Below are 12,396 nucleotides of genomic sequence, written 5' to 3'. Positions count from 1 at the left end.
TTATAATGTAAAACGAATAAATAGATTACGAATATTTTAAAGAAAGAAGTACAATAGAATAATGAAAAAAACAAACCAACTTTCATAAAGAATAGCCCTGTAGATTTCTACAGGTCTATTCTTACATTCAGATGTTATTAGTTCGGAGCATGGAACCGTGCACTAGATGTTTCCCCTTTGCAAGGCAAATAGAATTATCCAATTGTTTTTTAGATTTCAACTTTAACTGCTTTAATTGCTATTACTCTATCTTCGGTATCAAGTACTTTAAATAATATTGTGCCTTCATCACTAGTTGTTACATCAACACCAGCAATAGCATCAAACTCAGTATCAGCAAATTCTCCAATTATAGTAATCACTATTCGACCCACTTCGATATCACCCTCTGATACATCAAAAAAGCCATCTGCATTTTTATCCAGATAGAGTGAGCCCACTGTACCACTAACGCCCCTTATATCCAGACGCACAGGATACGTTACTGACTTAGTTAATTTAATACCAGAAATAATAGGGTCATTTACCGACTCAGTATATGATAAAAAGTCTTCATAGTTTATTATCTGTGCATAAGTTGCTGTCTCCACATTTTTTAATGCCGCCTCAACTACGTCATAACCAACTTTTTCAACAGTTATTTTGAAAGTTGCTATAATACTTCTATTGCTATTATTTGTTACAACAATTGTTGCTGTACCAGCGTTTTCTCCAGCTTCTACCACAATAAATCCTTCGCCTGCATAATAAGGTTTAGATGCCAACACACCGACTTTTGATACATAAGTGGTTACCGTATAACTAGATGCTTCAGGCTTAGATAGTTTAACTCCATCCGAGTTGAGAGCTTGAATATTAAGCTTTAAGAACTTATCATCTTTTATATCAAGTATTGCGTCATTAGAGATTTTATCTTTAGCAATCGTAGCATTAGTCACTTCATTTATCTTCGTTACATCACTATCACTGATATTATTATCAACTTCCAGCTCATATTTAGCTAATGTTCCATTTTCTGTTACATTAACATTGACTATCGTTGTACCAATTTTTAAATTAGCAGCATCACGGAATATAATGTATGCTGAACCAGTGTCTTTACCTTCCACTTTTAAAACTGCTTCACTATCTTCTCCAGATGAATTGCTAAGTGATACATTTATTTTCTCATTGATTACTAGTAAAGAAACATTAACACCACTAGTGATAGCCATTGGATCGCCATACTGATCTAAAAGTCTAACTTTAGTTGTTTTATTACCATTTTTTACAACAGTAAGCGAAGTTTTGTCTGCATCAATTTTTGTTGCTTCGCGTTTATCATTTTTAACTGTGAAAGTTCGATTAAAAAGTGCTCCACCGTAGGTTACAGTAATTGTTGCTGTACCAGGTCCTTGTGCAGTTAATACATCGTTTCCATGTTCGTCTTCACTAACAGATATTACTGATACATCAGATGACTTAACAGTGAATCCTCCAGTTACAGTATCTATTTCAGAACCTGACTTTACATTGATTTTAGTAAATTGAGCCGTTTCACCAGCTACAAGAGTTGTACTGTTCTGTTTGAATGTAGTTGTAAGATTTACTAATTCAACTGCAGTGATTGAATCAACAACAAGGTCAAGGTTCTTTATTTTAATTTGGGTTAACTCTGAGACCATTACTTCAGCACCCATTATTACCTTCACTCTTACATAGAACTCTTTTCCAGAGTAAGGTATGGTGAAGTTAGTATTTAATTTACCAGTAGAGCTAGCAACAAATAATTCACTCGTTACATTTTTTGTAGCACTTCTATTCGAAAAAGCTTCGAATTGAACTGTAAAACCAGCATTGCTTAATTCTTGAGCGTTAACACTAGTATCGTTAACTTTAATGGCAACAAATTGACCAACCGTATCATCATCATAAACAACTTCTTCGATAGTAACAGAATCAAGTTCTAGCTTAAATGTCACATCGAAAGAAGCTTCATTTATTTTTACTTTTGTAGTTTGATTGAAAAACAAATTAGATGATAGTGTTACTATAGCAGTTTTACCATCAGCAGATGAAATAATCTCTGTTACGGTATTATTTTCTACAGTTACGGCTTCGTTTTTTAATTTTTTTAAACCAACACCTGTAATTTTTACTGTCTTAGAATTTACTGCATTTACACTCTCTATGGATAGTGGAATGACCGTTTGATCTGCCCTTAATAGGAACTTAGCAAAATCACCACGTTTTGCGTTATCTCTAGTTCCAAAAGTTGTTTCAGTTGTTCCGTTTGTAATTCCAGCTGCTACTAATGCTGATACTGCTTCTTCGTAACGTTCCGCTACATCCGTAAAAGCTAATTCACCTTTGTCTGCTTCAAGCTTGAAGCCCCTTTGTAACCAGATTGCAAGCTCCCCACGAGTGATTTTTTGCTGGGAAGCAAAGGTTGTTTCAGTTTTCCCATCAGTGATTCCAGCCATTTTAAGAGCATTTACGTGTTTCGATGCCCGTTGTGGAACATCAGTAAAACCAGCATCCGGTGCTGCTTCAACGTCAAGACTAAGAACGTTAGCAACCATAACAGCTGCGTCAACACGCTTGATATTCTCTTGTGTTCCGAAAGTATTTTCAGTAAGACCTTTAATTCCTCTTGAAACAAGAAAATCTACCGCTTCTTTATAGTCGGATGAGACATCTTCGAAATTAGCTGCAAATCCTATCGTAGTTGTAGCTATAATCACAGAAAAGGCTATGATAATAATAATTTTATAGAAGGATTTTAATTGTTCAATCATGATTGAATCCCCCAATTGTTTATATATTCTTATAGATTAAATAGATTCGGTTCACAATCTCAACATTACTATATACTTTTCTATTATAACAATAATCAATATATATTCCTTTGGTACTATTTTGGTAGTAAGCCAGTTCTTTTATGAATTGGTGTGTTCTGCACCTTATTTCTTTCAAAGTGGTTTGTTTCAGGAACCAAGGATCTCTCGCTACTCCCTTATTAGCTTTGAACTTTTTACAGGCCTAAAAAATTTAATTATTTAAATCCCTTTGTCAATTAAATCGATACTATTTTGCAGTTCTACTTCTTTAAAGACAGAACTACACGCTCTCGCATACTCTTAGTTTCCAACTTATATCTCTGCTAAAAGCCCATCTATTGATGATGTCTGTGTTCTCTCTGTCCTTACCACCATATTCCTTTAAGTTTATTATTGTTCAGTTCTTCAAACTTTAAGAATTGCAATGACCTCTGCTAGATTCTTAAAATTCAGTCTATCATCACTCGCAGACTTTTTCTTGAGTCATATTCCATCCCTCTTGCCGTGAACCCTCGTAAGCCCCTTAGTAAGAACTATAACCTTCCTCTCATGAACTGTTTATTTACAATATGGAACTCGTGAAGTATCGGACTTTGTTTTGCTTTGCAAACTCGTCCATTCCTATTCAGTCTTATATACAGTTTATGTCCAGCAGCTTGGGAGTTTGCCTAAGGATTCCTTCAGATTCCACTTCATGGTATACACACTTGACATTAGAAAACAGTTCCAGCTGCCAAGCATGTAGTGGATTTTCATTACCAAGTTCTAGCCATTGCCGGGAGCACAAAGAAAAGCCCTATAGAGAAATTTCTCTATAGGGCTTAATATTTAGTGAAATAAAAAAGGTTCGTTGTACACATTTAAACTAATTTCTATTTCTATTAATTACGCTTGTAACTAAATATTATAACTAATGAAAATTATTCTACGTCAACTGAAATAGAAGTAGATACTAGGACTTTATCATTATCATTCTCATCAATAATACTGAAGATAACAGTGCCTTTATCATCTTGAGCAGTTGTTATACCAGTAACAATGCCGCCGAATGCATCATTGATTTCTGCACTTGTTGATAGTTTTCCAACTAATGTTCCTAAGTAAGTTTCGTCGTTATCAAATTCACCATCATCATCTTTATCGATGAAAATCTGACCGCCATTATCTTCATCAACGATACGTACTTTGTGAACTGTTGAAGTAGTAAGATTGATATTTTTCACAATATCACTGTCATCACTTGCAACTATATCAAGTACATCTTTATAGTTAATTACTTCTCCGATGTAATTAATTGTATCAGCTTTCTTCCAATCTACGCTCTTAATTTCCGCTACATCATTAGATACAGTAACAGTGATTTTAGCAACATATACACCTTCAGCATCATACAATGCAATATCAGTAGTACCTTCATCTACAGCAACAACATCAAACTCAGTAATGTCACCTAACACTACTTCACCTGTTTCATTACCATCAACTGTTACTACTTCCTTATCGAATTTAGCAGTATAGTTTTCTAAATTTTGAACACCAGTATAAACACCTTGAGTTGTATATTTAGCTAACTTATAAGTCACTGTATTATCATTTGCATCAACTACATCTAATTTATTATCATCAGATTGATTAGATGTTTTTACTACTTCTAGAACTTTTTTACCTAAGTTATTTACTTTTGTTACTGTCACTTTAAGAGTACCTAGAGATTTTCCATCTTCATCTTTAAAATAAATTGTTCCACTTTCTGCATTCTTACCTGTTACTGAAAGTGTAACTTTTCCTTCTGAGTTTGAATCAATATCGAAATCATAACCAACTGCAAATAAATCATCCTTATTGCTTGGAAGAACTTCTTCAATATCATCTGTATCTGAATCAAATGGGTCACCGTATTGGTCAGTTACTTTTACTTTTACGTCTGTAGCAATACCAGAAACAACTGTTACAGAACTTTTATCAGGAGTAACTTTAGCAACTTTACGAGCTTCATTATCAACTGTGAAAGTCAATTCTTTTTCAAGATCACCGTAAGAAACTGTTATCTTAGCTGTTCCAGGTGCTTCAGCATTTAAAGTATAAACTCCAGCATTCTCACTAATTGAAATTACACCTTCGTTTGAAGATTCCACTTCAATACCAGTTGCAATTTTATTTGTAGCATCTCCTGCTTTTACAGTTAACTCTGTAAACTCAGCAGATTCTCCAACTACTAATGTAGTACTATTTTGTTTTTCGCCTAAATCATTATTTGTTAGCTCATAGTCAGAGATTGAAGATGCTGCGCTATCTAAGTTTTTAACCTCTACAGTTGTTTTCTCAGAAGTTAGTACTGTACCATTTTTAGAGATTGTTACTTGAATTTGGTATTTGCCGCGGGCAACGGAATCAGCTAATTTTCCATCAGCACTCTTTTCATCACCAGATTTAAAGAATGTATCTACTGCTACTTTACCATCTTTATCTAATGATAAGAATTCAACAGTATAGCCAGTAGCTGCTAAATAATCTAAGTCAGTAGCTTCTCCATTAATTTTAAATGTTACTTTTTGATTTTTAGTATCATCATCAAATGTAGCAGTATCAACAGTTACTGTATCAACAGACAATGAATATTTCACTGTGAATTCTTTTAATTCGTCATTAGAATTTACAGTTACTTTAACTTCTTGGTTATCTACTAAAACATCCTCTAAAGTAACAGTAGCAGACGTACCATCCGCACTAGCTTTTACTTCTTTAACTGTATTTCCTTCTACAGTTACATCAGCAATATCAAGATTTGTTAACGCTGTTCCAGTTAATTTTAGTGTTTTAGGCGTGTTTGCACTTACACCTTCAACAACAGGGACTGCGTTTACAATATTAATTGCATTATTAATCATTAAAGCAAAGTCACCACGAAGGATGTTTTCACTTAATCCGAAAGTACCATCAGCTTTACCGCTTGCTACTTTTGCATCGGCGATTGCATCGATATACTTAGCAAATGTGCCAGTTTCAGCAACATCTGTAAATGAAGTTTTTCCGTCACCTAACTCAAGATCAAATGCAAGAGCGATAACTTTTGCCATTTGGCCACGAGTGATTTTTTCGTTAGGACCGAAAGTATCTGAAGTTAATCCGTTGATGATTTTTGCTTCAGCTAATTTCACGATTGCATCGCGAGCAAAGCTAGTTTCACTTACATCAGTGAATGGATTTTCAGCATCAGTATCTTCAAGACCTAATGCACGCTCAACGATTACTGCTGCTTCTGCACGAGTGATATCAGTGTAAGGCTTGTAGCTGCCGTTATCACCTTTTACGATTCCAGCTTCAGCTAATGCTGTAACTGCTGCTTCATAGCGAGTTCCTGCTACGTCATCAAATGCAGCTGCTGCAAATGCTGCTGGTGCTGCTACTGGAGCAACTACTGCTACTGCCGCTGCAGTTGCGATAAATTTACGGTAAGACTTTGGTTGGTAAGCCATTGAGATATTTCCTCCCTTTTATGTTTGAAAAAGTATAAATATAGTAAATTGAAACTAATTAAAGAGTCTAGTAAAAAACTAACTTTCGCTTGTGTTTTCTTGAACTAGCCCCTCAACAAATATTAGTATAGAATTTTAATAGAATAATGTCAATGCTTTGTCTGAATCCTAATTTTGTCAGTTTTATCCTTTGTTAAAAAGCGGATTTTTCTAAAAATTCAACAAAATCATACAAATATTTTTATTGTATTTCACGTTTTGATGTCCTTTTAACATTATCTTCATTTTATATTTCATTATATGAAATAAATTATTAATGAAGAAACTAGATTCCCCTAACCTTAATTAGTATTTTAATATAAAATATACATTAGAACTAAGAAGATATTAATTGAATAACACGTTAGCCTTTCAATAATAGAATAGAATTTCATTAAATCTATCTATAGAACTCTTATTACGCAAATTGTCCTATTCCTTCTATATAATATATCCTACTATTTACTTAACACAATTTGAGATCATTCGTAATAGAATGCTATGAATTGTAATATATATTTAATGTATTTGTAACAAGTGAACTAAAAAAAATAAAATGACCCACCAGTATTAATTTAGTGCTATTTTTGATTTATTTTTGGAGTATAAAAATAGGATACAAAAAATGAGTGCCTGAATAATCCCTTCTTGGATACATCTGACACTCTGACATTATAATAATATTAATGAATAGATATTGGTTCCATCAGATAAGCAGGTTAGAGATAATTGACAATAACCCAGTAGTTGATTTTTTTGTTGCACTGTCTTCTCCAGTTTCAGTGCTTGAGATTTCATCTTCTTCTGTGTGATCACCACCAGAACCCACATTATTATCTTGATCATCAGAAGGATTCGTATTCTCTTCTTCTATCCGATCTACAATTTCCTCTTCTACATTAGGTGATTCACCTGTTTCTTCATTCTCAGTTTTACTAATAGAGTTAAAATCTACTTTAAACGCAATCACCCTATTGCCGAATTCATCTGCTAATGCTTCTGTTCCAGAATAGTGTGGATCGTATTTTAGTGTGGTCATCCCATTGGCAAATGCATCTTCTGGAAATGAAAGAATTAGCTTTTTTTCATCTTTTTTAATTTTGCTTGCAGCATATGTAATTCCAGCTTGAGTGATTTGAAAATCTCCCGCTTCAAAGTCATATACCTCTTTTTCAAATGTAAGCTCAACCTGATCACTGGTACCATTATTATCTATATCCTTTGCGACAATCGATTCTATCTTTGCTGTGTAAAAGTAAGGCAATGCTGCTTCTATATAATCTGTATAAACATAGACAGAGTTACTTTCGTTTCCGACATCAGGGAACATAACGGCTGAGCCTTTAACTTTTAGCGACGAAATGCCCTCTACTGCATGAGCAGTCAGTGTTGCTGTATTGGCTATGGTGTCTCCTGCAATGGTTGCACGTCCACCAACTTCGATTACAATTTTATCCTTCTCAAGGCTTTCGGCACCCAGCGTTTTCGTTAATTGTATATTTTGCAAAAGCGACGTATTAATTTCGATTCTATGTGTTCCTGTATTGATGACTTCAAAGGTGACATTTGCTCTAACTTCTTTACCAGGATTGAATGGTTTTCCACTTTGATTAAGAATGGTCAATGTGAATGTTTCTTCACCTACAGACTCAGCTTCTTCGACCACTAATTCGGCACCCAAAATTCCATTGTCGACACGGGGCGGTTGAAAGTTGGTCGGATACACCTTTGCTTGATCTGACATTGGCTCCCCACTTTCAAGCGTTCCCGGTTGGTAATTATTGGAGTAGTTCTGATCAATCCAGACGATAGGTTTGGCTGAATCATTAATATCTGTGCTAGATATAGTGATAGTTGCCTCACCTTTTGCATCCAATTTTACTTGTCCTTGTCTTAAGTAGCGACCTTCTGTGTCTTTAAAGGAAGGAAAATACGCACCTGTTGGTTCATTTCCTAGCTTTTGGTCTAGCCATTCTTCGATTCCAACATTTACAGTTCCTCCTGCATATGGAGAACCATCTGGTTTTTTAACCTGGATTTTATATTTTCGGCCATTGTGTTCAGAGATGAATCCATTTTCATCCTTTTCAGCCGTTGCCGCATAGTTGGTCCGCTGTCCTTCTACTGTAATTTGGTACGGTGTGACGGTGAATGTGACCGGATCTGCAATGGCATGGTATTCGATTTCGTCAAATCGACCGTCCTGTGTTTCAATTCCAATACCACCTTTTGTGTCCCACTCCTGGTTGCTGCCATCAAGGAAGACAACAGGTGTGACTGTTGCATTTGATCCTGTAATCGTAAAGGTTGCTTTACCATTTTTATCTGTGACAATATAAATCGCTGATTCAAAACCATCCTTAGATTGATAAGGAATCGTGGACTCTCCATAACCATTTGTAACACTAACATTCCTTTGCGGTCCGAAATCGGTTTCAATATTTTCGGCAAACGTAATATTTAACCTGGCCCCTTCAATTGGTTTTTCTGAAACAGGGTTGATTAATGTAACCGTATAGGTTTTCGCTTGGCCGTTTTTTAGCGAGTTTCCCTTGTCATCACCCTCAATGCTAATAGGGTTGAACGCTGGTTCAGGATCTGGAATCGGTTCCGGATCAAGTTTATGATTTTGTGCCCGATAGATCATGGCGGCAAAGTCTCCTCGGTTCAGAGGGTCATGATACCCGAATGTTCCATTTGTCTTTCCGATTGTAATCCCTGCCTTGGCAATAGCTGCAATAAACGGTGCTAATACAGCATTTGGGTTAACGTCAGAAAAAGAAGTAGTACCGTCATTGATTGGCAAATCAAAGGCATTTGCCAAATATTTCGCCATTTGTGCACGGGTGATGGTTTCCTGCGGTCGGAATGATTCTGGTGAATAGCCGCTGAGAATTTCTAATTGAACGAGTTTGGCAATCGCTTCCCGAGTGGTTGAGTTGGTATTTTGTAAATCTGTAAAGTTGATTGCTGGGATATTTCTCCCGTCAAGCAGACCAAGTGTCCGAGCCACCATGACAGCCGCATCGCCTCGGGTAATTTGAGCATAGGGTCTGAAGGTTCCATCTGGATAGCCTTTGATAATCTCTTGTTCTGTTAATGATATAATCGCTTCTTTATGTGAATTGTCTTCGATGTCTGAAAAGGTTGCTGCTAATGATGTAATCGGGGTAGCGGAAAGACCAACCAATGCAGCGGTTACTGCTCCGGCTGCAATTTGGCGATAGTATTTTGGTTGGTGTGACATCGATTTATGTCCTCCTTTATCATATGTACATAGTGACCAAATATGCAACGTAGGGACGGTTCTTATGTATCATAGAAATCTTACATAGATTTGCACGTTAGAGTCAGCCATATCAGTGAAACACGAAAACCATCCCGCTGTTTACCATAAATTTTTAGTTTCCTTATATACTTTTAAATATTGCTAGTATAAAAGTTTAAGGGAATAATATTAATATTTCAATCTATTTGTATTTTTCAGTATATTGGTCTTATTTTTTTTGAGGGAATTATAAAGGACAAGGACTTTCGATATATTGAACAAGAGGAGGATAATTTAGGATAGATTTTTGTGTATTTATATAGTAAAAAAGGAAAAGCATGTAGTTATTTAATTGCTTGAATATTGTTTTACCTATAGATAACATACAATTTTCTATATCGTTCTTTGAGAAATCAATAAAAAAGAAAAGCCTTGTAGAGATTTCTCTATACAAAGGCCTTTCTAGAAACTTAAGTACTTTACAAATTTTTTTACTTATTAGTATTCAACAGAGAATGGTCTTGCTGTATTTCCATATCCATCAGTAATCACTTCATTGGCATTTACATAACCACCATCATAGCTAATTGTTGATTCACTACCAACTAATGATTCAGCAAACTTAACGACAACTTCTTTATCTCCATCACGAAGTTCTACTGCAGTTGCAGCTTTATTAGGCTTTCCTCCTAAACGGAAGTCTCCTTCTTCAGCACCAGAAACTGCCTTATTAAAAGTAAATACAAAATATTCAGGAGTGCCATTATTATTTTTATCTTCTGGAGTAACAGATAATAGTTTAAACTCTGAATTGATATCTTCTACATCTACACTGTACTGAAGATCAGCAGATTTTGTTGGGGCTGTAACAGCTACATTACGACTTCTACCCTCTTCGTACCACTTGATAACAGCATTAGCAGAAACTTCAACAGAAGAAGGTCCGTCAATTGCTCTTACTCTAAGTGTACGATCATTTTCAACATCTTCCACTGGGATTGATAGAACTTTATTTGGCTCGATTCTATACTTCTCAGTTCCGTCACGGTCAATAACTCTTACAGCATGTGAACCAGTGTTTTTCACTTCAAAAGTTGCTTGTGCATCTTTATCTTCATACCACTCGTCACCGAACTCTTGACCACTTTGGTTCAGAATAATAAATTCGAAGTCTTTTACATTTTCACGTAGACCTGAATCTTTCACATCTAATTTAGCTTCTGCTTGCACACGAGCTAATTGGAAGTTAGTTAATTCACCAACTATTGAAGATTCAAATGTATTTGGTACATTATTCCCATTTTCGTCAAGCCAGAAAATGGGACTTGCAAAATCGTTATCAGCAGTACTTGCTAAAACAACTTTCCCTTTTCCTTCTGAATCAAGCTTCAAAGTTACAATACCTTTTTTATTAGCACCAACTAAGTATGATTTGGATGGGTCATTTCCAGGTTCTTGGTCAAGAAGTTCGTTAATACCAACATTTACAGTACCGCCAGCAAATGGTTTGCCATCTTCTTTTAGAACAGTAACTGTATATTCACGACCGTTAGGACGCTCATGCGTAGCTTTTTCTTCATCCCAATCTCCTTCAGCTAGCGCAGCGAATTTAGTACCTTTAGCTGAAACTGAAAGGTCATAGGATTCTAAGTTAAATGAAACTGTTTTTGCTTCTGCATAGAATTCAACGTTTTTATCAAAACGGCCATCTTTATAAGAAAGAATTTCGTCAAGAATACCGCTCTTTGTATCCCATTCTTGGTTTGTTCCATCAAGGAATACGATTGGTGTTACAGAAGCATTTGAACCGCTGATAGTGAATGTAGCTTTACCATGTTGATCTGTGAAAATGACAACTGATTCAACTGCACCATCTTCTAAATCGGCTTGGTAAGGAATTCCTTCCTCGTTACCATATGCATCAGTAACGACTACATTTCTCTTTGATCCAGCATCTGTGCCAATATTTTCAGCAAATGTAACATTTACCGCAGCATTTGGTACTGGTTTACCTGATACTGGATTTGTAATAGTTGCAGTGAAAGTTTTCTTTTCACCGTTTTTAAGTTTGTTACCTTTGTTATCTGCTGCTTCAAGTGTAATTGGATTTTTTACTACTGGTTTCTCATCAGGCTTTTTCTTTGCTTCCTCAGCTCTGAAAACAATACCAGAGAAATCAGCACGTCTTAAAGCATCGTTGTAACCGAAGTTACCGTTTGCTTTACCTTGGATGATACCTGCATCAGCAAGAACATCAACATATGCAGCAAGAGCAGCATTTTCGTTTACATCAGGGAATTTAGTGATGCCGTCAGCTGGCTCATAGCCGTATGCTAAAGCAACATATTTAGCAACTTGTGCACGAGTTACTTTATCGTAAGGCTTGAAAGTGTCACTTGTAAATCCGCTAACGATTCCTCTGTCAGCTAATTTTACGATTGCTTCATAAGCTACTTGATTTTCACTAACATCTTTGAATGGGTTAGCCGGAATGTTTTTACCATCAAGGATGCCAATTGCACGAGCAACCATGATGGCTGCTTCGCCACGAGTGATTTGTGCATATGGACGGAATGTTCCATCTTCATATCCTTTAATTACACCAGCATCAACTAATGCAAGAATTCCTTCTTGGTGAGTTGTACTGCTATCAACATCAGAAAAACTAGCTGCGCCAGCAACACCTGCGAATGCAGATCCTACTACTGCTGCAGTGGCAGCTCCAGCGATAAATTTACGGTAAGATTTAGCCATTGAGATATTTCCTCCCCTTGTTATAAAAAAGTATAAATAT

At 35.9% G+C, this 12,396-nt stretch carries 4 protein-coding genes; all 4 read right to left on the bottom strand.

Annotation, left to right across the window (positions count from 1 at the left end; translation table 11 throughout):
• Positions 1 to 209: 209 nt before the first annotated feature.
• Positions 210 to 2,777 (bottom strand): S-layer homology domain-containing protein, encoded by a 2,568-nt coding sequence (locus tag BQ5321_RS04725; RefSeq protein WP_071393426.1) that lies wholly within the window; start codon positions 2,775 to 2,777, stop codon positions 210 to 212.
• A 962-nt stretch (positions 2,778 to 3,739) separates the two neighbouring features.
• A complete protein-coding gene (locus tag BQ5321_RS04720) occupies positions 3,740 to 6,295 on the bottom strand; it encodes an S-layer homology domain-containing protein (protein WP_071393425.1) in 2,556 nt (851 codons plus the stop codon).
• Positions 6,296 to 7,040: 745 nt separating this feature from the next.
• Positions 7,041 to 9,581: an S-layer homology domain-containing protein gene (locus BQ5321_RS04715; RefSeq protein WP_071393424.1), complete on the bottom strand. Its 2,541-nt coding sequence runs from the start codon at positions 9,579 to 9,581 to the stop codon at positions 7,041 to 7,043.
• 519 nt (positions 9,582 to 10,100) lie between these two features.
• Positions 10,101 to 12,356, bottom strand: a complete 2,256-nt coding sequence (locus BQ5321_RS04710) for an S-layer homology domain-containing protein (protein WP_071393423.1) — start codon at positions 12,354 to 12,356, stop codon at positions 10,101 to 10,103.
• Positions 12,357 to 12,396 lie beyond the last annotated feature (40 nt).

The sequence above is a fragment of the Bacillus tuaregi genome (genome assembly GCF_900104575.1).
Taxonomy (GTDB): domain Bacteria; phylum Bacillota; class Bacilli; order Bacillales; family Cytobacillaceae; genus Bacillus_BD; species Bacillus_BD tuaregi.
Note: the sequence above shows the minus strand (reverse complement) of the source record. Positions and strands in the feature narration are given on the sequence as shown.